Source organism: Propioniciclava sp. MC1683 (assembly GCF_014164675.1).
In the GTDB taxonomy this organism is placed as follows: Bacteria; Actinomycetota; Actinomycetes; order Propionibacteriales; family Propionibacteriaceae; genus Propioniciclava.
The window spans coordinates 1-21,854 of the sequence record NZ_JACJFX010000020.1 but is presented as its reverse complement, the minus strand read 5'-3'; the positions used below and the strand labels follow the sequence as shown (position 1 = coordinate 21,854).

At 72.7% G+C, this 21,854-nt stretch carries 25 protein-coding genes; 15 read left to right on the top strand and 10 right to left on the bottom strand.

Annotation, left to right across the window (positions count from 1 at the left end; all coding sequences use genetic code 11):
• Window positions 1–2: 2 nt before the first annotated feature.
• The 3 genes from tilS to dacB are packed head-to-tail and all read right to left on the bottom strand — an operon-like array spanning window position 3 to window position 3,308.
• The gene (tilS, locus tag H5397_RS11905) at window positions 3–938 is read right to left on the bottom strand and encodes a tRNA lysidine(34) synthetase TilS (protein WP_182817680.1); all 936 of its coding nucleotides are present in this window, start codon (window positions 936–938) and stop codon (window positions 3–5) included.
• Window positions 938–1,915: a zinc-dependent metalloprotease gene (locus H5397_RS11900; RefSeq protein ID WP_182817679.1), complete on the bottom strand. Its 978-nt coding sequence runs from the start codon at window positions 1,913–1,915 to the stop codon at window positions 938–940. The genes tilS and H5397_RS11900 overlap by 1 nt, the downstream gene beginning before the upstream one ends.
• A 10-nt stretch (window positions 1,916–1,925) precedes the next feature.
• A complete protein-coding gene (gene dacB, locus H5397_RS11895; RefSeq protein ID WP_182817677.1) occupies window positions 1,926–3,308 on the bottom strand; it encodes a D-alanyl-D-alanine carboxypeptidase/D-alanyl-D-alanine-endopeptidase in 1,383 nt (460 codons plus the stop codon).
• A gap of 74 nt (window positions 3,309–3,382) precedes the next feature.
• Here dacB and H5397_RS11890 point away from each other — a divergent pair, with 74 nt between their 5' ends.
• Together H5397_RS11890 and H5397_RS11885 are read left to right on the top strand one after the other, a co-directional pair.
• Window positions 3,383–3,979: an inorganic diphosphatase gene (locus H5397_RS11890; protein WP_182817675.1), complete on the top strand. Its 597-nt coding sequence runs from the start codon at window positions 3,383–3,385 to the stop codon at window positions 3,977–3,979.
• A 3-nt stretch (window positions 3,980–3,982) separates the two neighbouring features.
• Window positions 3,983–4,804, top strand: coding sequence for a metallophosphoesterase (locus H5397_RS11885; RefSeq protein WP_182817673.1), 822 nt, complete (start codon window positions 3,983–3,985; stop codon window positions 4,802–4,804).
• A 1-nt stretch (window position 4,805) separates the two neighbouring features.
• Here the strand turns inward: H5397_RS11885 and H5397_RS11880 are convergent, their stop codons facing one another.
• Window positions 4,806–5,303 carry a hypothetical protein gene (locus tag H5397_RS11880; protein WP_182817671.1) on the bottom strand — a complete coding sequence of 166 codons (498 nt, stop codon included), beginning with the start codon at window positions 5,301–5,303 and terminating at the stop codon, window positions 4,806–4,808.
• A gap of 32 nt (window positions 5,304–5,335) precedes the next feature.
• Here H5397_RS11880 and H5397_RS11875 point away from each other — a divergent pair, with 32 nt between their 5' ends.
• From H5397_RS11875 to H5397_RS11850, 7 genes are all read left to right on the top strand, one after another.
• Entirely contained in the window at window positions 5,336–6,028 is a 693-nt protein-coding gene (locus H5397_RS11875) for a type 1 glutamine amidotransferase (RefSeq protein WP_182817670.1), read from the top strand.
• A gap of 376 nt (window positions 6,029–6,404) precedes the next feature.
• Window positions 6,405–6,707, top strand: a complete 303-nt coding sequence (locus H5397_RS17700) for a hypothetical protein (RefSeq protein WP_208090991.1) — start codon at window positions 6,405–6,407, stop codon at window positions 6,705–6,707.
• The gene (locus H5397_RS11870; protein ID WP_220492230.1) at window positions 6,638–7,219 is read left to right on the top strand and encodes a class I adenylate-forming enzyme family protein; all 582 of its coding nucleotides are present in this window, start codon (window positions 6,638–6,640) and stop codon (window positions 7,217–7,219) included. The genes H5397_RS17700 and H5397_RS11870 overlap by 70 nt, the downstream gene beginning before the upstream one ends.
• Window positions 7,216–7,827, top strand: a complete 612-nt coding sequence (locus H5397_RS11865; RefSeq protein ID WP_182817666.1) for a TetR/AcrR family transcriptional regulator — start codon at window positions 7,216–7,218, stop codon at window positions 7,825–7,827. The genes H5397_RS11870 and H5397_RS11865 overlap by 4 nt, the downstream gene beginning before the upstream one ends.
• A gap of 3 nt (window positions 7,828–7,830) precedes the next feature.
• Complete coding sequence (locus H5397_RS11860) at window positions 7,831–8,775, top strand: alpha/beta fold hydrolase (protein WP_182817665.1); 945 nt, start codon at window positions 7,831–7,833, stop codon at window positions 8,773–8,775.
• Window positions 8,776–8,797: 22 nt separating this feature from the next.
• Window positions 8,798–9,841, top strand: coding sequence for an adenosine deaminase (locus H5397_RS11855; RefSeq protein ID WP_182817664.1), 1,044 nt, complete (start codon window positions 8,798–8,800; stop codon window positions 9,839–9,841).
• Entirely contained in the window at window positions 9,838–10,767 is a 930-nt protein-coding gene (locus H5397_RS11850) for a nitroreductase family protein (RefSeq protein ID WP_182817662.1), read from the top strand. Before H5397_RS11855 ends, H5397_RS11850 begins: the two co-directional genes overlap by 4 nt.
• Window positions 10,768–10,789: 22 nt before the next feature.
• On the opposite strand, the gene trxA is transcribed toward H5397_RS11850, so the two are convergent.
• From trxA to H5397_RS11835, 3 genes are read right to left on the bottom strand one after another with little or no spacing between them, the layout of a single operon-like run.
• Window positions 10,790–11,209, bottom strand: coding sequence for a thioredoxin (gene trxA, locus H5397_RS11845; protein WP_182817661.1), 420 nt, complete (start codon window positions 11,207–11,209; stop codon window positions 10,790–10,792).
• 19 nt (window positions 11,210–11,228) lie between these two features.
• Window positions 11,229–12,194, bottom strand: coding sequence for an ERCC4 domain-containing protein (locus H5397_RS11840; protein ID WP_182817660.1), 966 nt, complete (start codon window positions 12,192–12,194; stop codon window positions 11,229–11,231).
• Window positions 12,195–12,203: 9 nt separating this feature from the next.
• Window positions 12,204–12,773, bottom strand: a complete 570-nt coding sequence (locus H5397_RS11835; protein ID WP_182817658.1) for a DNA-3-methyladenine glycosylase — start codon at window positions 12,771–12,773, stop codon at window positions 12,204–12,206.
• A 139-nt stretch (window positions 12,774–12,912) separates the two neighbouring features.
• Between H5397_RS11835 and H5397_RS11830 the strand changes: the two genes are divergently transcribed.
• From H5397_RS11830 to H5397_RS11820, 3 genes are read left to right on the top strand one after another with little or no spacing between them, the layout of a single operon-like run.
• Window positions 12,913–13,917, top strand: a complete 1,005-nt coding sequence (locus H5397_RS11830; RefSeq protein ID WP_182817657.1) for a TRAP transporter substrate-binding protein — start codon at window positions 12,913–12,915, stop codon at window positions 13,915–13,917.
• Window positions 13,914–14,504, top strand: coding sequence for a TRAP transporter small permease (locus tag H5397_RS11825; RefSeq protein WP_182817655.1), 591 nt, complete (start codon window positions 13,914–13,916; stop codon window positions 14,502–14,504). The genes H5397_RS11830 and H5397_RS11825 overlap by 4 nt, the downstream gene beginning before the upstream one ends.
• Before the next feature lie 3 nt (window positions 14,505–14,507).
• Window positions 14,508–15,812, top strand: a complete 1,305-nt coding sequence (locus H5397_RS11820; RefSeq protein WP_182817653.1) for a TRAP transporter large permease — start codon at window positions 14,508–14,510, stop codon at window positions 15,810–15,812.
• Between the two features lie 4 nt (window positions 15,813–15,816).
• On the opposite strand, the gene H5397_RS11815 is transcribed toward H5397_RS11820, so the two are convergent.
• Window positions 15,817–16,089, bottom strand: a complete 273-nt coding sequence (locus tag H5397_RS11815) for a DUF2277 domain-containing protein (RefSeq protein WP_182817651.1) — start codon at window positions 16,087–16,089, stop codon at window positions 15,817–15,819.
• 27 nt (window positions 16,090–16,116) lie between these two features.
• Between H5397_RS11815 and H5397_RS18900 the strand changes: the two genes are divergently transcribed.
• Complete coding sequence (locus tag H5397_RS18900) at window positions 16,117–16,974, top strand: GNAT family N-acetyltransferase (RefSeq protein ID WP_182817650.1); 858 nt, start codon at window positions 16,117–16,119, stop codon at window positions 16,972–16,974.
• Here the strand turns inward: H5397_RS18900 and H5397_RS11805 are convergent.
• Both H5397_RS11805 and H5397_RS11800 read right to left on the bottom strand, forming a co-directional pair.
• Window positions 16,953–18,248 carry a family 1 glycosylhydrolase gene (locus H5397_RS11805; RefSeq protein WP_220492229.1) on the bottom strand — a complete coding sequence of 432 codons (1,296 nt, stop codon included), beginning with the start codon at window positions 18,246–18,248 and terminating at the stop codon, window positions 16,953–16,955. The genes H5397_RS18900 and H5397_RS11805 overlap by 22 nt on opposite strands.
• Window positions 18,249–18,252: 4 nt before the next feature.
• A complete protein-coding gene (locus H5397_RS11800; protein WP_182817648.1) occupies window positions 18,253–20,076 on the bottom strand; it encodes a DUF2207 domain-containing protein in 1,824 nt (607 codons plus the stop codon).
• 89 nt (window positions 20,077–20,165) lie between these two features.
• On the opposite strand from H5397_RS11800, the gene H5397_RS11795 reads away from it, so the two are divergent.
• Together H5397_RS11795 and H5397_RS11790 are read left to right on the top strand one after the other, a co-directional pair.
• Window positions 20,166–20,807 carry an NADPH-dependent F420 reductase gene (locus H5397_RS11795; protein WP_182817647.1) on the top strand — a complete coding sequence of 214 codons (642 nt, stop codon included), beginning with the start codon at window positions 20,166–20,168 and terminating at the stop codon, window positions 20,805–20,807.
• Between the two features lie 9 nt (window positions 20,808–20,816).
• The gene (locus tag H5397_RS11790; protein ID WP_182817646.1) at window positions 20,817–21,545 is read left to right on the top strand and encodes a PIG-L deacetylase family protein; all 729 of its coding nucleotides are present in this window, start codon (window positions 20,817–20,819) and stop codon (window positions 21,543–21,545) included.
• Window positions 21,546–21,854 lie beyond the last annotated feature (309 nt).

The window sequence follows — 21,854 nt, the reverse complement described above, 5'->3', positions numbered from 1 at the left end:
CCCTACCGTTGCTCGAACACCAAGCGCCCGTCCCGGCGGGAAACCCGTCCGCCCGGGACGTCCACGCCCTTCTGTCCCCGCCAGTGGGTGACGAGCCGCTCGGTGGCGTCGACGTGCACGGCCGCGACGTCGGCCGCCCCCGCGGCGCGCAGCCAGTCGGCCACCAGCCGGCGGCGCAGGCCGGGCGCGAGGCCGAGCAGGTGGAGGCAGTCGGTGGCCAGCGCCGGGTCGGTCTCCTCCGCCAGTTCCGCGACGAGTTCGGACGCCTCGCGGCTCAGGGTCGCCGTGCGGGCCAGTGCCTCTCGGATCCCCGGGCCCAGCTCGCGCTCCAGGACGGGGAGCACGACCTCGCGCACCCGCACCCGCGCGTAGCGGTGGTCGGCGTTCATCGGGTCGGCCCAGGGCTCGAGGCCCAGCTCGGCGCATGCGGCCACCGTGACCTCGCGGCCCAGGCCGAGCAGCGGCCGGCTGAACGGCCCGCGCTCGGGCGGGATCCCCGCCAGCGACGTCACCCCCGCCCCCCGGGCCAGGCGCAGCAGCACGGTCTCGGCCTGGTCATCGAGCGTGTGGCCGAGCAGGATCCGCTCGTCGGGCCGGCGCGCCGCCTCCAGCGCCGCGTACCGCGCGTCGCGGGCGGACGCCTCGGGCCCGGCCCCGGCGTCGACCACGTCGACCCGGACGACCTCCGCACCCAACCCGAGGCCGGACAGCACCTCGACGACCCGGGCCGCCACGGCGTCCGAGTTCGGCTGGAGGCCGTGGTCGACGACGAGCGCGCGCACGGGCGTCCCGCGGCGGGTGGCGACATGGTGGGCGGCCCACGCGAGCGCGAGGGAGTCCGCGCCGCCGGAGCAGGCGACCAGCCACGGGGCCGGGGCGAGGGCGTCCACGGCCTGGGTGACGGCCAGCGTGGCCGGGCCGAGCGCGCGCCGGGCCATCAGCCGTGGACGCGCCGCAGCCAGGTCGCCGGGTGGGCGATCTCGGCGGGTGAGGGCAGGTTGGCCGGCTCGTCATAGACGACGTTGAGCCCGTCGACGCCCACGCGGTCGATGACCGCCCGGCAGAAGCGGGCACCGTCGCGGTACTGGGCGAGCTTGAGGTCCATGCCGAGGGCGGAGTTGACCGCCTTCGTCCAGCCCCCGCGGTTGCGGCGGGCGTCGAACCGGGCGCGGATGGAGGCGACGGTGGGCACGACGTCGGGGCCGACGCGGTCCATCATGTCGTCGGCGTAGCCCTCGAGCAGGGCCATGGCGGCGCTGACCCGCTCGAACACGACCTTCTGGGCGGGGGTGGTGACGACGTCGACGAGGTTGCGGGGACGACCCTTCGGCGGGCCGCCGGGCTCGTCGGCCAGCAGCTGGCCCACCTCGGCGATCAGGTGGCCGCGCAGCCAGGGCGCGCGGGCGAACTGCTGGCGGTGGGTCTGCTCGTGCAGGCACACCCAGAGGCGGAAGTCCGCGTGGTCGACGCCCATCGCGCGCTCGATCTTGGCGACGTTCGGGGCGACCAGCACGAGGTGCGGCTCGGCGAGGAACGGCAGGTACTGGCCCAGGATCCGCGACCCGAGCAGCGCCAGCGCGCCGCCGAGCTGGGCGCCGTTCGCGCGGCCGGCCACCTTGTCGCGCAGCCGTTCGGGGCGCGGCATCGGCTCCCCCGAGGCCTCGGCGAGCATGGTGAGCGCCATGTCGACGTTGGCGCGGATCCACGTCGGGCGGTCGATGACGAGCATCTCCCCGGTCGCGGGCGCACCGAGGCCGGTCACCTCGGCCACCGTGGCGACGGACGCCTCGGCCGCCTCCCTCAGCCCCGCGACGACCTCGGCGACCTCGGCCGCGGACAGGGCGGGGCCGGGCGGGACGAGGCGCGCCCCGACGGTCGACGCGACGCCGGCGTCGATGAAGGGCAGCACGCTCATGCGCCCAACCTTAGGAGCACCCGCAGGAGGCCAGCGCGGCCGTGGCCCGGTCGAGCCACGCGCGCGCCGAGGTCTGGCCGGCGCCGCCGGAGGTCATCAGGGCGAAGGCGAGCGGCTGGCCGTCGGCGGTCACCACGTAGCCGGTGAGGGTGTTCACCCCGCGGATGGTGCCCGTCTTGGCCCGGACCATGCCGCGCCCCCGGAGGGAGTCGTCGGCGCCGAACCGCTCGCGGAGGGTGCCGGTGACGCCCGCCACGGGGAGTCCCTCGGTGATCGTGCGCAGGGCGGGGTCGGCCAGGGCCATGCGGACGGCCCCGACCAGGGCGTCGGGGGTGACGAGGTTCTCGCTGGCGATGCCGTTGCCGTCGAGGACGGCCATGCCGTCGTCCCAGAGGCCGAGGCGCTGCAGCTCGGTCGTGAGCACGGCCGCCCCGTCGGCCGGGGTGGCCGGCCGGCCGCGCTCGAGGGCGACCTGCCACAGCAGCGTCTCGGCGGCGTCGTTGTCGGACTGGGCGAGGACCACCTCGGCGATCGCCGAGACAGGGAGGGAGTCGACGTGGGCCAGCTCGGTGGCGTCGGCGGGGGTCGGGACGGGGTTGGTCGCGGACACCGTGATGCCGCGGGCCGCCAGGAAGCCCGCGAACTGGTCGGCGGCGAAGCGGGCCGGGTCCTCGGCGCGCTGGAGGGCGTTGGGGGCGAGGCTGGGCCGTGCGTGGTCGGCGGTGAGCGCGGTGATGGGGGCGACCGAGCGGGCGAAGATGTCGGGCCACGCCGGGTTCCAGCCCGGGCCGGCGAAGAGGGTGGCGTCGTAGCCCAGGGCGACGGTGGTGGTGCCCTTGGCGGTGAGCTGCTCGGCGGTCTGCTCGGCGAGGTCCTCGAGGGAAGCGGGCCGCGGGTGCGCGTCCGCGCGGGTGGCCCCGGTGAGCAGGGGGTCGCCACCGCCGCGCAGCACGACGGTGCCGCCGTCGGGGGTGAGCAGGCTGGTGGTGGCGAAGGTGCGGTCGGGGCCGAGCACGTCGATCGCCACGAGCGCGCTCAACACCTTCAGGCTGGACGCCGGCGTGCGGGCCCCGCTGCCGGCGCGGTAGAGCTCCTGCCCGGTGCGGGCGTCGACCACGAGGGCGACCACGTCGCCGAGGCCCTCGCGCGGGAGGGCGTCCAGCCTCGCGGCCAGGGCGCCGGGGGCGACGGTCGCCGTCGGGGCGCCCAGGTCGGGCAGCACCGCGGGGGGCGGGTCGGCGACGGCCGGGTGGTCGAGGCGTCCGGTGCCGACCAGCGGGTCGTCGGCCAACTGGGGTCGCACGACGAACTGCAGCCCCGCGGTCGCGAGCGCGACGGTGAGCGCGAGGATCCAGGTCACGGCGGGGCAGACCCAGCGTCGGCGTCCGGCCACGTTCCGCTCCTCACCGCCGCGGGAAGGCCCCGACGGCGTGCCCATTGTCCCCCACGCGCGCTAGCCTTCAGCCCATGCGCGCATCCTTCGAACGCCCCAAGGTCAAGCCCCCGTTGCACTTCGACGTGACGGTCGAGATCCCCAAGGGGACGAAGAACAAGTTCGAGATGGACCACCACAACGGTCGCATCCGCCTGGACCGGACGCTGTTCACCGCGACGGCCTACCCGAACGACTACGGCTTCATCGAGGGCACCCTCGGCGAGGACGGCGACCCGCTCGACGCGATGGTGCTCCTGCCCGAGGCCACGTTCCCCGGCTGCCTCATCGAGTGCCGCGCGATCGGCATGTTCCGGATGCAGGACGAGATGGGCGGTGACGACAAGGTGCTGTGCGTGCCGGTCGCCGACCTGCGCCAGGACAACATCCGCAACCTCACCGACATCCCCGACCTGACGCTGCTCGAGATCGAGCACTTCTTCAGCGTCTACAAGGACCTCGAGCCCGGCAAGTCGGTCGAGGGCGCCGTGTGGACCGGCCGGGCCGAGGCCGAGGCCGAGATCCGCAATTCGTGGGAGCGGGCCCGCGGCACGGAGCACGCGAACGAGTTCACCCCGCCGCCCGGGGGCGACGCGAAGGACACCATCGGCGGCCTGCACGACGACGACTGATCGATGCGCCGGCACCCCACTCACCGGCTCGCCCACCTCAGTGACCTGCACGTCACGGGCGACGGTTCCCCGGTGGGCGGGGTGGTGGACGCCCGCGCGCAACTGCTGCGCGCGCTGGAGGTCCTGACCTCCTGGAACCTGCGCTGCGACGCGTGGGTGCTCTCCGGCGACCTGTCCGACGACGGGTCGCCGGCTTCGTATGCGTGGCTGTGCTCCACGGTGCTGGACGCCGCGGCCTCCGTCGGCGCCGACGTCGTCTGGGCGACCGGGAACCACGACGAGGCCGCCGCGTTCCGGTCGGTGTTCGGGCCCGGGGTCGCCGGGGTGTCGGGGCCGGTGAACGCCGAGCACGACGTGGCCGGGCTGCGGGTGCTCGTGGTCGACTCCTCCGTGCCGGGGAGGCCCGCCGGGACCGTCGCGCCGGAGTCGCTGGCGTGGCTGGGTGGGCGGCTGGCCGAGCCCGCGGCGTCCGGGAGCCTGCTGGTCGTGCACCACCCACCGCTGCCGCCGCTGCAGGACGCCGCGTGGCGCTGGCCGCTGACCAACCCCGACGACCTCGCCCGCGTGATCCGCGGCAGCGACGTCCGGGCCGTGTTGTCGGGGCACTTCCACCACAGCGCGTCGGGGGCGTGGGCCGGGGTGGGCGTGAGCATCGCCCCGTCGCTGGTCTACACCCAGGACCTCACCGTGGGCGGCGACCTGCGTGGGCAGTTCGCCAACACCGGCTTCGCGGTCGTCGAGGTGTACGACGACGTGGTCACGCACACGATCGTCCCGCTCGACCGCGGGCCAGGGGTGGGTGGGGAGATCCCGGCGGAGCGGTGACTCAGATGTCGCCCTCGAGCAGGTAGACCACGCCTTGCGCTCCCCCGCTGGGCTCCACCTGGAAGACGACCTCGTGCCGGCCGGCGGTGAACGAGGCGTCCTCGACCGTGAACGCGGGCGTGGTGCAGTCGTTGGAGAAGCTGATCCGCTCGACGCCGTCGACCATGAGGGCCACGTCCACCGAACCCTCGTGGCTGGCGCACAGCAGGTGCACGCTGACGACCTGCCCCATGAACTGGTGGGTGGCCACCTCGTTGCCCACGGCGTCCGACTCGAAGGTGGTGCGGATGATCTCGTTGGGCAGCTTGGGCGGGATCGTCGGCAACGGGTCCGGCGTGCCGGCGGGGGTGGCCCTCGGGCTCGCGGCCTCCGCCGTGGCGGGTCCGGCGGTGACGGCCGGGCCCGACGCGGCGCTCGGGGCCGGCGACAGCTGGGCCGGGCTGGTGCACGCCGCCAGGGCGACCAGCGGGGCGACGAGGAGCGGCGCGCGTCGGTTCATGGTCGCCATTGTGCCGTCACTAGGCTGCGGCCATGGCCAGGCTCCCCCGTGTGACGATCCTCCAACTCGACCCCCGCTGCCCGGCGGGCCCGATCGAGGGGTGGTTGAAGGACGCCGGCGTGCGGCTCTCGCAGGTGTCCCTGTGGGACCGTGACGTCCCGCCGATCGCGTCGATCGGCGAGGGGCTGGTGATCCTGGGCGGGACGATGTCGGCCCTCTCGGCGTCCGAGCACCCGTGGCTGGTCGACCTGGCCGACCTGGTCGCCGACGCCCACGACATCGACATCCCGATCCTCGGCGTGTGCCTGGGCCACCAGGTGCTCGCAAACGCGCTGGGTGGCCAGGTGGTCGTCGGGCACCCCGACGGGACCGAGGAGGGCGCGGTCGCGCTGGAACTGCTGCCCGCGGCGTCCGAGGACCCGGTGCTGGGCGCGCTGTCGGGTGAGGTCGTGGTGGCGCAGTCGCACCACGACGTCGTCGTGCGGCTGCCCGAGGGGGCGGTCGAGCTGGCCCGGACCGCGCGGTACGGCAACCAGGCGTTCCGGCTGGGGTCGAGCTGGGGCGTCCAGTTCCACCCCGAGGCGACGCCCGAGCTGATCGAGGACTGGTCCCGGCGCTCCCCCCGCCGCGCCGAGGTGGTCGCCGAGGTGACCGCGGCGATGGACGCCATCACCGCCTCCGGCCGCGCCGTCACCCAGGCGTTCGCGCAGGTCGTGCGCGGCTGACCCAGCGCCGAGGGCTTGGGTTTGACACCAACCGAGAAGTGACCTCAAGCGAGCGACTTCGCCACGGGTTCACCGTGGAACTCACCCCGAAGAGTCCCGGTTGAGTTCAGTTCTCGGTGGCCCGGCGTCGCCACGCGTTCCTCGTGACTCACTGGCTGTCGGAGCACGGGAATCCCAAGCCCTCGGCATGCAACACCCAAGCCCTCGGCGTCGGAAACCCAAGCCCTGGCCGTGCCTCCCGCTGCGCCGCGGCGCAGAGGCGCCCGAAGGTCACGAGTTCGTCACAGGGGTTGACCCGGGTGCGCCGACCCAGCACGATACGGATACCTGAATCATCATTCATGTTTGTGATTCGCCCCGTCGCGAAGGGATCCCCATGCGGACACAGAAGTTCCTCGTCGCCGGCGCGGCCGCGCTGGCACTGACGCTCAGCGCGTGCGCACCGAACGCGGCAGCGCCCGCCCCGGCCCCCGGTACCGCCGGCTCCACGGACGGCGCCGCCGCACCCGCGGACACCACCCCGGTCAAGGTCGACATCATCTACTCCAAGACCGGCCCCCTGGCCGCCTACGGCGAGACCTTCTACGAGGGCCCGAGGCCGGCCCGAACGTGCTCTGCCTGCCCGCCGAGCTGGCCTTCGAGCGGGCCGGGTCCGCAGGCGTCCCCTACCCGCACGTGACCTGCGCCATCGCCGACCCCGTCACCGGCGAGGTGCTCGACGGCGAGGCGACCGGCGAGCTGCTCGTGCGCGGCCCCTCGGTCTTCGCGGGCTACCTCGGCAACCCCGACGCGACCGCCCAGAGCCTGCGCGGCGGGTGGCTGCACACGGGCGACCTGGTCCGGCGCGATGCGGAGGGCTACCACTGGGTGCTCGACCGCATCGACGACCTGTACATCACCTCGGGCGAGAACGTGTCCCCGGTCGAGGTCGAGCAGGCGCTGCTCGCCCACCCCGGCGTGGCGCGCGTGGCCGTGGTCGGCGTCCCCGACGAGCGCCGGGGCGAGGTCGGGCTGGCGCTGGTGGTGCGGCGTCCGGGGGTCGCCGTCGACGAGGTGGCGCTGCTCGAGCACTGCCGCGAGCGGCTGGCGCGCTTCAAGGTGCCCGCCGAGGTACGGTTCGTGGCCGAGTTGCCACACGGTTCGCTGGACAAGGTGCGCCGGGCCACGCTGCGCGAGAGGGTGGGCTCATGAGTGCCGCACCTCGCACGGCCCGCGGCCGGGCCACCCGCGAACGCATCCTGGAGTCGGCGCTGAAGGAGTTCGGCAAGGTCGGCTACCACGACGCGTCGATCGTGCGCATCACCGAGGGCGCCGGCGTCGCGATGGGCACCTTATACCTCTACTTCGAAGGCAAGCTCGCCGTGTTCAACGAGCTGGTCGAGGACCTCAACCGCCGCCTGCGCCACCGCATGACCCAGGCCATCGCCGACGCGCCCGACCGGCTGGCGGCCGAGCGGGCCGGGTTCCGGGCGTTCTTCGAGTTCACCACCGAGTACCCCCAGCTCTACCGGATCATCCGGCAGGCCGAGTTCGTCTCCCCCGAGGCCATGCACCTGCACTACGGCCGCATCGTCGAGGGCTACACGCGAGCGCTGGCCGCTGCGTCGGACGCCGGCGAGATCGCCCCGCTCGACCCCGAGGTCGCCGCCTGGGCGCTGATGGGCATCGGCGAGATCGTCGGCATGCGCTGGATCCTGTGGCAGGAGAAGGGCGAGGACGGCGCCCCACCCATCCCCGAGGACGTGTTCGAACACACCCTCGAGTTCATCACCCGCGCGCTGCGCCCCGACAAGGAGTGAGTCATGTTCCGTGAGTTCGACGCGGCCAACGGGCTGCACGTCGGGGTGTGGGAGCCCGAGCCTGACCGGATCCCTGAGCCTGACCGGATCCCTGAGCCTGTCGAAGGGGCTTCGACAAGCTCAGCCGACGACAGCACCCCGACCATCCTGGCCATCCACGGCATCACCTCGTCGCACCGCGCGTGGGCCCCGCTGGCCCGGCAGCTGCCCGACGTGCGCATCGTCGCCCCCGACCTGCGCGGACGCGGCGGCTCGCGGTCCCTGCCCGGTCCGTACGGCATGGCCCGGCACGCCGACGACGTCGCCGCCGTGCTGGACGGGCTCGGCGTCGGCCGGTGCGTGGTCTCCGGCCACTCGATGGGCGGGTACGTGGCCCTGACCCTGGCCCACCGCCACCCGCAGCTCGTGTCTAGCCTCGTGCTCGTCGACGGCGGCCTGCCGCTGCAGGTCGACCCGACCCTCGACCCCGAGGAGTCGCTGCGCCGCACCCTCGGCCCAGCGGCCGAACGCCTCTCGCGCACCTTCGCCTCCCCCGAGGAGTACCGCGCCTTCTGGCGGGCACACCCCGCCTTCGCCGAGTGGACGCCCGACATCGAGTCCTACGTCGACTACGACCTCGTCGCCGACGACGGACGCCTGCACCCGGCGACCGCCTACGCAGCGATGGCCGCCGACTCCCGCGACCTGGTCACGCCGGGCAACGACGCGGCGGTCGCGCTGCGCGAGCTGGCCGTCGACGCGACCTTCCTGCGCGCCGAGCGCGGCATGGTCGACGACCCGGGCGGACTGTTCCCCGCCGACTGGGCGGCCGCGCAGGTGGCCCGCCAGCCGCGCGTCGACCTCGTCGAGGTGCCGGGCGTGAACCACTACACGATCACGCTGGGCGACGCCGGGGCGTCCGTCGTCGCCCGGGCCGTGCGCGAGACGTTGGCCAAGACCCACGTGTAGGGTCGGGCCATGGTGGTTCCCGGTGGCTGAGCCCGTCGAAGCTCGCGCGCTGGCCGCCCTGCCGAAGGCCCACCTGCACCTGCACTTCACCGGGTCGCTGAGCGTGCCCACGCTGGTCGACCTGGCCGACGCCCGCGGCATCGAGCTGCCCGAGCAGCTGGTCGACTCGATCGCCCTCGACGTTCCCGCTGACAAGCGGGGTTGGTACCGGTTCCAGCGGTTCTACGACATCGCGCGCGCCGCCGTCCAGGGTGAGGACGCCCTCCGCACCGTCGTCCGCTCCGCCGCGGCCGAGGACGCCGCCGAGGGCTCGCGGCGCCTGGAGCTGCAGGTCGACCCGACGTCGTACGCGCACTCGGTCGGCGGGCTGCAACCCGCCCTGGAGATCATCTGCGACGAAGCCGTCATCGCCTCGCGGGAGACCGGGGTGCAGGTGGGGATCGTGGTCGCGGCGTCCCGGATCCGCCACCCGTTCGACGCGCGCACGCTGGCCCGGCTGGCCGCCCGGCACGCCGGGCAGGGGGCCGGCGAGGTGTGCGCGTTCGGGCTGAACAACAACGAGTGGGAGGGCGACACCCAGGAGTGGGACGGCGCCTTCCGCATCGCCCGCCGGGCCGGCCTGCCCGGCGTGCCGCACGGCGGCGAGTTGCGTGGCCCCGAGCATCTGGCCGAGGTCGTCGAGCACCTGGAACCCACGCGGATCGGGCACGGGGTGCGGGCCGTCGAGGACCCCGAGTTGCTCGCGCGGCTCATCGACCGCGGCGTCGCCTTCGAGGTGTGCCCCGCCTCGAACGTGTCGCTGGGCGTGTACCCCACGCTCGCCGACGTGCCCCTGACCACCTTGTTGGACGCCGGCGCCCAGGTCGCGCTCGGGGCCGACGACCCCCTGCTGTTCCTGTCGCGGCTGGTGGACCAGTACGAGGCGGCCCGCGACATCCACGGCCTGACCGACCGCGAGCTCGCGGGGATGGCCAAGGCCTCGATCGAGGCGTCCTTCGCCTCGGACACCGACAAATCGCGGTGGCTGCGCGAAGTCGACGACTGGCTCGTACGCTCAGCACCATGAGTGGAAGTGCGGCCATGATCGGCCGGCGCCTCCGCGTGGTGCGGGAGGCGGTGCTGAACGGCCGGGAGTTCCTGGCCGACTGGGTGCGGTACGTCCGGCACTCGACGCCGACCGAGGGCAGCGTGCGGGCCGACGACGCCGCCTGCCACCTCGAGACGCAGATCGCCAAGGACTCCCACCGCGTCGAGAAGGCCCTGGCCATGCGCGAACCGCGCGGCGGGTTCGGCGCCGGGCCGGCCGACCGGTTGACCGCCCTGCTGCCCGAAGAGGGCCCCGACGAGCCGGCCTGGGTCGTCCACGGGCGCGAGGCGCTGGCGGCCCGGGAGGGGTTCAACACCACGGGCGAGCGCGACCCGGTGCTGACCGTGCCGCTGGAACCCTGGCCCGGGCTCGACCCGGCCGTGCTCGACGGTTTCTTCGCCAGCCGCTACTCGCTGCGCCACTTCGACGCCGAGAAGGCGGTGACGCGGGCCGACATCGAGCGGGCGACCGCGTTGGCCCAACGCACGCCGTCGGTGTGCAACCGGCAGGCGGCGCGCGTGCACGCGTTCCTGGGGCGGGCGGACGTCGACCGCATCCTCGCGCTGCACCAGGGCTCGGCGGGCTTCGGACACGACATCCCGGCCGTCGTCGTGCTCACCGTCGACACCCGGCTGATGGCCGGTGCCGGCGAGCGCAACCAGCAGTGGATCGACGGCGGCCTGTTCGCCATGTCGTTCTCGTGGGCGCTGCACGGCCTGGGTATCGGCAACATCATGCTCAACTGGAGCCGCACCAACGCCGCCACGCGTGCGCTGCGGACGGCCGCCGACATCCCCGAGCACGAGGACGTCCTCATGCTCGTCGGCCTGGGCCACCCCGCCCCGGGCGCCCGTCGGACGCGCTCACCCCGCCGCGCGCCCGCGGAGGTGCTGCGGTTCCACTGAGGACGGCGTCCGGGGCCGTCGGTCAGGCCAGCGCGGCGTCGATCTTCTGCCGGTAGGCCTGCGGCGACTGGGCGCCCATCAGGGTGTCGACGGTCTGGCCACCCTTGAGCAGCAGCACCAGCGGGATGCTCTGCACCTTGAACTGGTACGACACGTCGGGGTTGTCGTCGACGTTAACCTTGACGACCTTGACGCGGCCGGCATAGTCGACGGCGATCTTGTCCAGGATCGGCGCGATCATCCGGCACGGGCCGCACCAGGGCGCCCACAGGTCGAGCACGACCAGCAGCGGCGTGTCGACGACGGCGTCGAAGGTGCGGTCACCGGCCTCGACCAGCCAGGGCAGGTCCTGCTTGCACGAGGCGCACCGGGGATGCCCCGTCGACGCCGCCGGAACCCGATTCTTCGTGCCGCACGCGGGGCACGCCACCACCTTCGCCATGGGCCCAGCCTACGGTCGGTCAGGGGTGCGCGCGCTCCCAGGCGTCCCGGACCTCGGCGGGCAGCCGCCCGCCCCGCGCCGACACGGCCAGTCCCTCGCCCAGCGCCCACGCCCGGATCTCGGCGGTCGTCGGCTCCCGCCGCGGCAGGGCCGGCCCCGTGGCCAACTCGGCGACGCGCACCTCACCGACCTCGGCGTCCCGCAGTTCGGCCAGGCAGGCGCCGAGGAAGCGGTAGGTCCACTGCTGGGCGAGCGCGCGCGTCTCGGCGAAGATGATCGGCACACCGGGGAAGCGCACGGCCATCTCGGCGATGCCGTCGGCGACCACGGCCGGACGCACGCGCTCAAGGGCGAAGATGGCCGAATAGCGGTCCTCGACGACGACCGCGGCGCGCGGGAGGGCGGCCAGGTCGGCCAGCACGTAGCGCAGCTTGCCCGAGGTCAGGGTCGCCACCAGGTCGGCCAGCGACTTGCGCTCGACCGCCGCCAGCACGCGCCCGTCCCGCTCGACGGCGTAGTCGCCGGCGGTGAGCGGACGCTTGACCGTCGTCACCTGCTCGCCGCTGAACTTCCACGCATAGCGCTCGTGCACGTCAACCAGCACCTCGAAGCTGGCCAGCCCGGACGCCCTCGCCGTCGGCGTCCGCACCCCCGGCCGCGCCTGCTTGGTGGTGCGCGCGCTCTGCCAGAAGATCATCTGCCGCCCGCGCGCGTTGGTCATCACGAACTGCGAACGGTTCTCGCGGCCGCGGTCGAGCACGAGGTCGATGGCCGCGCCGCGCTGCACGCACGACCGCACCGGGACCCGTTCGACGACCTCGGCGTCGTCGGGCCACTCGGCGCGGTGGCAGTAGACCTTCGCGGTGCGCGGCCAGGTGTCCTTGGCCTTGAGCACCACCGGACGCCCCGGCAGCGGGATCCGCAGCAGGTACGGCAGCGTCGACCCCGGCTCGGGGTTACGCGCGATGAGGAAGTCCTCGACCACGCCCCCACCCTAACGAGCGTTCGGGTGCGCCTTGTGGGCCGACACGGACGCCGACCCGGAGTCCCAGAACCGCCACGGCAGGTCCCAGGCCCGGGAGACGTTGACACGCGGGCCGGTGCGCACGGCGACCGGGGGGCTGCCGGGCAGGAGCTCCAGGCCGTGGGTGCCGAAGCGGGTGCCGTCCTGCTCGCGGGTGATGCCGAGCGCGCGGCACAGGTTGCCGGGACCGCGGGCGAGCCACTCCTCGCGCACGCCCGGACGCCGCTGCTTGGCCCTGTCGAGGCCCTCGACCACCTCGCCGGCCCGGACCAGCACCGCGGAGGCGGTGCCCTGCGGCCCGCAGACGATGTTCATGCAGGCGTGCCCGTGCATCGTGTAGACGTAGATCCCGCCGCCGGGCTCGAACATGGTGGCGTTGCGCCGGGTCTGCCCGCGCCACGCGTGCGAGGCCGGGTCGTCGGCCCCCTCGTACGCCTCCACCTCGACCAGCCGCACCGCGGTGTCACCGAAGCGCAGCACGCAGCCCAGCAGCCCGGGCGCCACCTCCAGCGAGCGGCGGGTGAGGTCGGGGATGCTCATGCGGCCCACCCTGCCATTCCTGAGAATGGACTGCCAGTTTGATGCAATACTCGCGGTGCGATCCCACGGGGCTTAGGGTGACCGGCATCCTGCCCCTGAACCATGACCCCTACCCCGAAGAAACATGGAAAGGATGAGCATGCACCGTCGCACCCTGCTCACAGCGGGTCTGGCCGCTGCCCTGGCGGGCAGCCTCGCCGGCTGTGCGGGCGGGCCCGGAACCGGATCGAAACGGATCCTCCGCCTCGCCCTGAACCAGACAGAGACGCACCCCTCCTTCCTCGCCCTCGACGCGTTCAGCAAGTCGTTCGAGGCCGCCACCGACGGCGAGTTCCTCATCGACATCTTCGCCAACGAGGTGCTGGGCGCCCAGCAGGAGATCCTCAACCTGCAGCGCAACAACATCGTCGACCTGGCCATCATCTCCTCCACCCAGCTCGAGAACATCAACCAGGACTTCCGGGTGTTCAACGTGCCGCGCGTGTTCGACGACGTCGACCACCAGATGCGCGTGGTCCGCGACGAGTCCATCAGCGGCGACCTGTTCCGGTCGCTGCAGCAGTCCAACAACCTGCTCGTCATCGGGGCCTTCACCCAGGGCGAGCGCAACATCTACGCCAAGCGCGCCGTGACGTCCCCCGACGACATGCGGGGGCTGAAGGTCCGCGTCCAGGAGAGCCCCGTCATGCTGCGCATGATCGAGGCCATGGGCGGCAGCCCGACGCCGATGGCGTTCGGCGAGGTGTACACCGCCCTGCAGGCCGGCGTGCTCGACGGCGCCGAGAACAACGAGGTCTCGTACTGGACGCAGAAGCACTACGAGGTGGCGCCGGTGTACTCCTACACCAAGCACCTGGTCGGCATCGACTACATGGTGGCCAGCGCGTCCATGCTCGATGACCTGCCCGCCGAGGTGCGCCCGATCTTCGACGCCGAGTGGGCCCGCTGCATGGAGCACTTCACCGAGCTGTGGGGCCAGTCGACGCAGGAGGCGATCGACGGCTGCACGGCCGGCGGTGCCACCTTCGAGGAGATCGACACGGCCGCCTTCGACGAGCGGCTCACGCCGCTGGCCGAGTCGCTGCTGACCAGCGACGTGCAGAAGTCCATCTACGAACGGACCCGGGAGGTGTCGACCTCATGAGAACCCTCACCCGTGCGCTGATGACGGCGCTGAAGTGGATCTGCGTGGTGCTGTTCGCCGCGCTGGTCATCGTGGTCGTCTGGCAGGTGTTCGCCCGGCTGGTCCTCGGCCGGCCCCAGGCGTGGACCGACGAGGCGTCCCGCATGATCTTCGTGTGGCTGGGCCTGTTCGCCGCGGCCTTCCTGTTCGGCGAGCGCGGCCACATCGCGGTCGACTTCATCGCCACCCGCCTGGGCGGCGCGACCAAGGCGGTCAGCCTGTTCGTGCAGGTGGCGATCATCTTCTTCGCGGCCACGCTCATGGTCTACGGCGGCATCCGCGCCAGCGGCGGCGCCAGCAACCAGCGGCTGTCCGCGCTCGACTTCCTCACCCTGGGCCAGATGTACTACGTGCTCCCCGTCGCGGGCGTGATCATCATCATCTTCGCGATCGAGCACATCATCAACATCGCCTCGGGTGCCGAGCCACCCTTCCCCGCCAGCGAGGAGGAGCAACTCCTCGACGAGATGGCCGCCGAGGGTGCCCTGCCCGTCGGCCCTGACAGCCCGGACGCCCCGGGCTCGACCCGCGCCCCCAAGGAGGCATGAGACATGGATCCCATCCTGCTCGCCGGCCTCGTGCTGGTCCTCGGCATCGCTGTTTCCATCATCCTGGGCATCCCGATCGCGGTCGGCATCGGGCTGTCCAGCTTCGGCGCCCTCATGGTGCTGCTCGACTACGACCGCGCGGCGCTGGTCTCGGCGCAACGCATGTTCACCGGCATCAACAGCTTCACCCTGCTGGCGATCCCGTTCTTCGTGCTCGCCGGGGTGTTGATGAACCAGGGCGGCATCGCCGGCCGGCTCATCGACGCCGCCAAGGTGCTCGTCGGCCGGATGCCGAACTCGCTGGCCCACACCAACGTGCTGGCCAACGCCCTGTTCGGCGCCGTGTCGGGTGCCGCCGTCGCCGCGGCCGCCGCCATCGGCACAGTCATGACCCCCCGCATGCGCGAGGACAAGTACGACCGCAACTTCGCCGCGGCCGTCAACGTCGCCTCCGCGCCGGCGGGCATGCTCCTCCCGCCATCGAACACGTTCATCGTGTACTCGTTGGTGTCGTCGACCTCGGTGGCGGCCCTGTTCCTGGCAGGGGTCGGCCCCGGCCTGGTCTGGGTGGTGGCCTGCATGGTCGTGGTCGGCTTCCTGGGCATGCGCTACGGCGGCAGCCGCAGCACCGAGCGCCCCACGGTGGGGCTGGCACTGCTGACCATCTGGCGGGCCGTCCCGTCGCTGCTCATGATCGTGATCGTGGTCGGCGGCATCCTGGCCGGCTTCTTCACCGCGACCGAGTCGTCGGCCGTCGCCGTCGTCTACTGCCTGCTGCTCGGCTTCATCTACCGGCAGGTGAAGATCAAGGACCTCCCCGGAATCTTCATGGAGGCCGCCCGCACGACCGCGATCGTCATGCTGCTGGTCGCGGTGTCGACGGTGCTGTCGTTCGTCATGTCGCTGGGGCACATCCCCCGCATCGTGTCGGACGGACTGCTCGGCCTGTCGCAGAACCCGAACGTGATCCTCATGATCATGATGGTGATCCTGCTGATCGTCGGCACGTTCATGGACCCGACCCCGGCGATCCTGATCTTCACGCCGATCTTCCTGCCGATCGTCCTGACCTTCGGGATCGACCCGGTGCACTTCGGCACGATGATCGTCTACAGCCTGTCGGTCGGCGTGATCACCCCACCGGTCGGGAACGTCCTGTTCGTCGGTGCCCGCGTCGCCGGGCTCAAGATCGAACCGGTCGTGGCCAAACTCGCCTGGTTCCTGGTGGCCCTGTTCTTCGGCCTGCTCATCGTCGTCTTCGTGCCGCAGATCTCGCTGTGGCTGCCGACGGTGATGGGTCTGCTCTGACGGGTCAGGCGGTACCGAAGCGGGCGGCGCTGCGGGCCCTGGCCCTCTCGCGCTCGACGTCGCGGTCCTTCGGGGTGGCCGACGTGGTCAACGAGTCGACCAGCCGCTGGGTGGCGGCCTCGACCTCGGCCACGGCCGCCTCGAAGGCGGCGGTGTTGGCGAGCGACGGCTTGGTCATGCCGCTGATCTTGCGGACATACTGCAGCGCCGCCTCGTGCACCTCGTCGGGGTACGCGGGCGGTTCGAAGTTGAACAGCGGGCGGATGTTGCGGCACATGGGGCCCACCCTGCCACGATGGGGGGCGTGACAGAACCCATCGCGACCACCGACCGCGGCGAGCTGCTCGCCTTCATCGTCGCCCAGCAGGCCTCCCCGGCCTCGGCCACCGCGTACCTCGGCGACGAGGCGGCCGGGATCGAGGCCGAGCTCGAGGGCCTCGACCAGCCGTGGCTCGACACCGCACGCGTCATCCGGCGCGACGGCACGCTGACGGCGGCCGCGCTGGCCGAGTGGGACACCGAGGTCGGCCGCGCCTGGGTCCACGGCCCGTGGGCCGCCGAAGGAACGTTCGTCGAGGTGGGCGAGGCCCTGGTGCGTGCGGTGGCCGCCCAGTGCCCGGCCGGCATCACCGAGTTCGAGTTCAGCGGCGACATCGCGAACACCGGCATGGCCGACCTCGGCGAGCACCTGGGCTGGCGCGCGACCAAGGTCAACCACGCCTACGCGGTGGCCGCCGACGCGATCACCCACTGGCCGTCGACCGAGGGCGTCCGGCTCGCGACGCAGGACGACCTGCCCGCGCTGGCGGCACTGCACGGGTCCGAGTTCCCCAACACCTATGCCACGACCGCGCAGCTGCTCACCCGACACACGACCCTGGTGGTCGACCGCGGTGGGGCCGTGGTGGGGTACGCCTCGGGCCAACTCCAGGACGACGGCCACGCCTACATCGACTTCATGGCCGTGGACGCCGGGTATCGCGGGCTCGGCCTGGCCCGCGGCCTGCTCGGTGGGCTCGCCCGGCTGCTGGCGGCGTCCGGCAACCCGGGCAAGGTGCACCTCACGGTCGAGGACGACCGCGCCCCCGCGATCACCCTCTACGAGTCACTCGGCATGCGCCGGGTGCTCTCGCTCCGGGGTTACCGCGGGCCGCTGGGGTAGGTCTGCCCGGCGACGAATTCCTCGTACGTGGCGCGGGACACCCCGCCGTCGCGGATCACGGCCGCCAGGAACCGCCCCGAGTCACGCACGGTGCGCTCCTGGGTCTCGTAGTCCAGGGCGACGATGCCGAAGCGGGGGTCCTCGCCCTCGCGCCACTCCCAGTTGTCGACGAAGCACCAGTGGTAGTAGCGCGCGAACGGCAACCCGCTGGACGCCATCGCCGCCAGGTGCTCGTACACGTAGCGGCTCCGGAAGGCGTCGGCGGCATCCGCCGTCCCGTTCTCGGTCACCCAGATGGGCGCCGGGAACCGCTCGTGCAGGTCGCGGGCCACCTCGACCAGGCCGGCCGGGTAGACCTCCCAGCCCAGGTCGTTGACCGGCGCGCCGGGGAACGTCCCGTCGGCCAGCCCCTTCACCGCGCTGCGGGCGTAGTAGTTGAGGCCCAGGTAGTCGTAGTAGCGGCCGGGTGCGATGTCGGCGGGTTGGCGTCCGAGCAGGCGGGTGAAGCGGCCGCCGAGCATGGCGTCGGCCAGGAGGTCCTGGAACAGGGCCCGGTCCAGCGCCGAGACCGCCCGGTGGAACGGGTTGCGTGGGTCCAGCGGCGCGAAGACCCGCGCGTGGTGGGCGAAGCCGACGCGGGCGTCCGGTTGGGCGTCGTGGATGCGGTGGTAGGCCCGGCAGTGCGCGATCGCCATGTGGCGCAGGGTCGCGCGCGCCGCGCCCCAGTCGCGGTGGGCGGGCGGGCCCTCGCCGAACAGGTGCGACTGCACCGCGTACACGTTCGGCTCGTTGATCGTGACCCAGTCGGTGACGAGGTCACCGAGGGCGTCCACGACGACGTCGACGAGGTGCAGGAACCGGTCGACCGCGTGCGGGGCCGTCCAGCCGCCCAGCCCGGCGAACCAGGACGGGTGGCTGAAGTGGTGCAGCGTGACGAGCGGCACGATCCCGGCGGCGCGGACGGCCGCGACCTCCTCGCGGTACCGGTCGAGGACCCCGCGATCCACCTCGCCGGGGCGCGGCTCGATGCGCGACCACTCCACCGACATGCGGTAGGTCTGCAGGCCGAGCGACGCCATCAGGTCGGTGTCCTCGCGCCACCGGTTCCAGTGGTCGGTGGCCCGCAGCGGGGTCGACCCGTCGGCGATCGTGCCGGGGAGTTGCGCCCAGTCGTACCAGTTGTTGTTGCGGTCCCCGCCCTCGATCTGCAGGGACGCCGTGGCCACCCCGACCAGCAGGTCACGGGTGGTGAAGAGCATCTCGGACGCCGTCACGGGTTCACCAGCCCCCGCCGCCACCGCCACCGAAGCCGCCGCCGCCGGAGAAGCCGGACCCGCCGGAGGACCCGGCCGTCGCCGCGGTCTGGGCCGAGACGGCCTGCTGCATCGACTCGCTCAGGGTGTGGGAGAGGTCGTTCATCGCCGAGGAGAAGTAGGCCCCTTGGTAGAGGCTGTGCCCCACGTACCAGTCGTCGTGCGGCGTGTAGCGACCCTCGGCGGCGAGCTGCTCGAAGATCTTCGCCCAGCGGTCGGCCACCCCGAAGATCGTGGCCCACGGCAGGTAGCGGGAGAACACGTCGACGCCCTCCTCGAACTTGATCTGGTCGGCCTCGGCGGTGCGGAGGTACAGCTCGAAGCCCTTCGACTGGGCCAGCACGGCCGAGCCCTCGGCGGTGCGGCGTCCGGCCTTGAACGCCAGCGGCGCGAGCACGAGGCCGGCGATGACCGGGGCCAGGCCGACGAGGCCGAGGCCGAACGCGAAGCCGAGCACGGCACCGACGGCGATGCCCGACAGCACGAGCAGGATCGCCCCGGCCAGCGCGAGGCCCTGCGCCGCCTGGGGGCTGCCCTTGAACCAGTGCAGGTCCTTGACCACGCGGTCGCTCAGCTTCTCGCGCGCCCCGGGCAGGAGCTTGTGGTAGCGCTTGTCGCGCAGGTCCTTCGTGGTGACCGAGCTCCCCCGCTTGAACAGGGTGTCGACGATGTGCTTCTCGGCGCGGGTCAGCTCGTCGGCGCTCTGCCGCTTCACGAACCGCCAGTGCTTGCCCTCCTCGACGATCTGGTAGTGCCCGCGGGCCGCCAGGTCGAGGATGGTCGCGGTCACGTCGACGTTGTCGGCCCGGGTGTCGAGCAGGACGCCGACCTCGCCCACGCGGGCGCCCTGCGGCGGGGTGAACTGCACGGCCACGGGGGCCTGCTTGGCGGACAGGCCCACGCGGGCCTGCTCGCCCGGCGCCGGCCGGACGCCCGGGGTCAGGCCCAGGTACACCTCGTCGCGCGACCAGCGCCGCGCCTTGAGCAGGACCGCGCCGATGCCCAGCACCGTCATGGCGGCGGTCAGGCCGACCGACAGGGGGGTCACGGGCATGACGTTGCCGACGTGGTAGCGCTTGGTGATCCGCGGCTCGGCGCCGACGAACGTGCCCGCCGGGAAGCCGGCCACGACCTGGACGCCCTGGCCCGGCTCGAGGCCGGAGGCGTGGAAGCTGGCCGTCGAGGCGTCCGAGGTCGCCTCACAGGGCTGGTCGAAGCGCCGCCCCTCGAAGCACGCCACGCGCGTGATCCCGACCGGGCCGGTGACGGTCGTGGTGACATCGTCGATGGGCACCTGCCAACCGGTGCCGATGACGTTCCAGTTGAACTCGTCCACGCCGCTGGTCGCGTGCCGCGGCGCCAGCAGGCCGCGCGCGGTGTAGTTGATGACGTAGGTCTGGGTGCCGTCGACGCGAGTGCCCTCGCGACCGATCCGGATCACCCGGTTGCCCTCCTCGGTGGTCACGTACGTCTCGGCGGGCGCGCCGCTGGGGCTGGTCACCTCGCCGAGCGTGATGTCGACCATCCGCCACTGGTCGGGGTTGCCCTCGACGCGCTGCTGGGTCGGCAGCGTGACGAACGGGCCGTGCCCGGCGCTGCGGCCGAAGTGGAAGTCGAACTCGATCCGGACGGTGCTCAGGCCGTCGGCCGCGACGTCGACGCGGGCGTCGTAGCGGGTGATCCGCCACTCGCGGGGGGTGTCGTCGTCGGCCTGGGCGCGTGGCGCCACACCGAGCACGAAGGCGAGCGTGAGGAACAGTGCGAGGGTGAGTCGGGTGAACCGACGCATGGAGGCTCCTTGACGTTCGGGGTCACCTCCACGGTAGCCGGTTGCCCGCGGCCGGGAATGCCCCGACGGGTGGAGGCGTTGGGGCCCACGTGGACAAGCGACTCGGGATCATCGGCGCCGGCAAGGTCGGCACGACGCTCGGACGCCTCGCGCTGGCGTCCGGCTGGGACGTGCTCATCTCCGCGAGCCCGACCCGACCGATGCAGTCCCTCATCGTCGAGACCATGCTGCCCGGCGCCCGCCTGGTGCCCGAGGCGGAAGTCGTCGCCGGCGCCGACATCGTCGTGCTCGCCGTCCCGATCTCGAAGGCCACCACCGTCGACCTGCCCGCCCTGTCCGGCAAGGTCGTCATCGACGCGATGAACCACTGGTACCCGGTCGACGGCAGCCACGACGAGGTCGAGGACGCCCCCTCCAGCAGCCACTGGGTCCAGTCCCTCAACCCGGCGATGCGCCTGGTGAAGTCCCTGAACCACCTCGGCTACCACGACATGGAGACCGACGCCCGCCCCGCCGGCCACGCCGAGCGCCGGGCCGTGGCCGCGGCGTCCGACGACGTCGAGGCGCGGGCGGCCGTCGCCGCCCTGCTCGACGACCTCGGCTTCGACCCCGTCGAACTCCCCTTCGCGGCCGCTCGCCAGCTCGAGGGGGGCGGTCCCGTCTTCGGTCGCTGGGTGGACGCCGCGGGGCTGAGGTCTGCCCTCTCCCGCAGCGGGGCCAGGTGCACCTAGGCTGCGCGCATGACAGCGCCCGCCATCGAACGCCTGCCCGAGGACTTCACCCGCGTCCTCTGCGTGGTCGCGCACCCCGACGACATGGAGTACGGCGCCTCGGCGGCCGTCCACCACTGGACCTCCCGCGGCGTCGAGGTCGCCTACCTGCTGCTCACCTCCGGCGAGGCCGGCATGCAGTCACCGCCCGAGGTCGTCGGGCCGCTGCGCGCCCGCGAGCAGAAGGACGCCTGCGCCGCGGTCGGCGTCGACCAGCTGACCATCCTCGACCACCCCGACGGGATGCTGGAACCCACGCTCGGGCTGCGCCGCGACATCGCCCGGGTGATCCGGCAGTTCCGGCCCGACGTGGTGGTCACCGGCAGCTGGGACGTCGAGGCACCCTGGGGCCTCAACCAGGCCGACCACCGCGCCGCCGGGCTGGCGACGCTGGACGCCTGCCGCGACGCCGACAACACGTGGGTGTTCCCCGAGCTGGCCACCGACGAGGGGCTGCCGAAGTGGGGGCCCACCTGGCTGCTGGTCCACGGCTCCGACCGCCCCACGCACGGCGTCGGGCTGGCGGAGGCCGACGTGGCCGCCGCCGTGGGGTCCCTGGGTGCCCACCGGGCCTACCTCGCGGACCTGCCCGAACACCCGAAGCCGGTCGAGTTCATCCCCGAGATGCTGCGGGGCCAGGGTCGCGCGCTCGGCACCGCGCACGCCGTGCTGTTCCGCGGGTACCGGCTGCGCGGCTGACCCCTAGGAGCCTGCTGAACAAGGCGTCTATCTGACGGCGGGTTGGACGTGGGTGGCGGGTGGGACGCCGCCGCGGCTGTCGAGCCGCGAGTGTGAGTCAGCGCAGTTGAGTGCGACAGCGGGGTCGTCGCGCTTGTCTGAGGGTCGTGGTGGACCCGTGTGGTTGGTGTTCAAGCTCGTTCCGGGGCTGGTCAGGCGATCGCCCAGCCGGTGTTGCCGAAGCTGAGGCCGAGGTTCAGGAGGCGGCGGAGGTTGATCGCCGCGACTCGTTGGTGGAGCCAGTTGTCGTTCTTCGTGACGCCTCGGTAG

Bases quoted from the DNA above. Each gene is read 5' to 3' on its own strand.
- H5397_RS11865 (WP_182817666.1), top strand. From the start codon at position 7,216: ATGAGTGCCGCACCTCGCACGGCCCGCGGCCGGGCCACCCGCGAACGC.
- trxA (WP_182817661.1), bottom strand. From the start codon at position 11,209: ATGGCGAAGGTGGTGGCGTGCCCCGCGTGCGGCACGAAGAATCGGGTT.
- H5397_RS17700 (WP_208090991.1), top strand. From the start codon at position 6,405: ATGCGGACACAGAAGTTCCTCGTCGCCGGCGCGGCCGCGCTGGCACTG.
- H5397_RS11830 (WP_182817657.1), top strand. From the start codon at position 12,913: ATGCACCGTCGCACCCTGCTCACAGCGGGTCTGGCCGCTGCCCTGGCG.
- H5397_RS11885 (WP_182817673.1), top strand. From the start codon at position 3,983: ATGCGCCGGCACCCCACTCACCGGCTCGCCCACCTCAGTGACCTGCAC.
- H5397_RS11875 (WP_182817670.1), top strand. From the start codon at position 5,336: ATGGCCAGGCTCCCCCGTGTGACGATCCTCCAACTCGACCCCCGCTGC.
- H5397_RS11825 (WP_182817655.1), top strand. From the start codon at position 13,914: ATGAGAACCCTCACCCGTGCGCTGATGACGGCGCTGAAGTGGATCTGC.
- H5397_RS11835 (WP_182817658.1), bottom strand. From the start codon at position 12,773: ATGAGCATCCCCGACCTCACCCGCCGCTCGCTGGAGGTGGCGCCCGGG.
- H5397_RS11790 (WP_182817646.1), top strand. From the start codon at position 20,817: ATGACAGCGCCCGCCATCGAACGCCTGCCCGAGGACTTCACCCGCGTC.
- H5397_RS11820 (WP_182817653.1), top strand. From the start codon at position 14,508: ATGGATCCCATCCTGCTCGCCGGCCTCGTGCTGGTCCTCGGCATCGCT.
- H5397_RS11890 (WP_182817675.1), top strand. From the start codon at position 3,383: ATGCGCGCATCCTTCGAACGCCCCAAGGTCAAGCCCCCGTTGCACTTC.
- tilS (WP_182817680.1), bottom strand. From the start codon at position 938: ATGGCCCGGCGCGCGCTCGGCCCGGCCACGCTGGCCGTCACCCAGGCC.
- H5397_RS11815 (WP_182817651.1), bottom strand. From the start codon at position 16,089: ATGTGCCGCAACATCCGCCCGCTGTTCAACTTCGAACCGCCCGCGTAC.
- H5397_RS11880 (WP_182817671.1), bottom strand. From the start codon at position 5,303: ATGAACCGACGCGCGCCGCTCCTCGTCGCCCCGCTGGTCGCCCTGGCG.
- H5397_RS11860 (WP_182817665.1), top strand. From the start codon at position 7,831: ATGTTCCGTGAGTTCGACGCGGCCAACGGGCTGCACGTCGGGGTGTGG.
- H5397_RS11850 (WP_182817662.1), top strand. From the start codon at position 9,838: ATGAGTGGAAGTGCGGCCATGATCGGCCGGCGCCTCCGCGTGGTGCGG.
- H5397_RS11800 (WP_182817648.1), bottom strand. From the start codon at position 20,076: ATGCGTCGGTTCACCCGACTCACCCTCGCACTGTTCCTCACGCTCGCC.
- H5397_RS11900 (WP_182817679.1), bottom strand. From the start codon at position 1,915: ATGAGCGTGCTGCCCTTCATCGACGCCGGCGTCGCGTCGACCGTCGGG.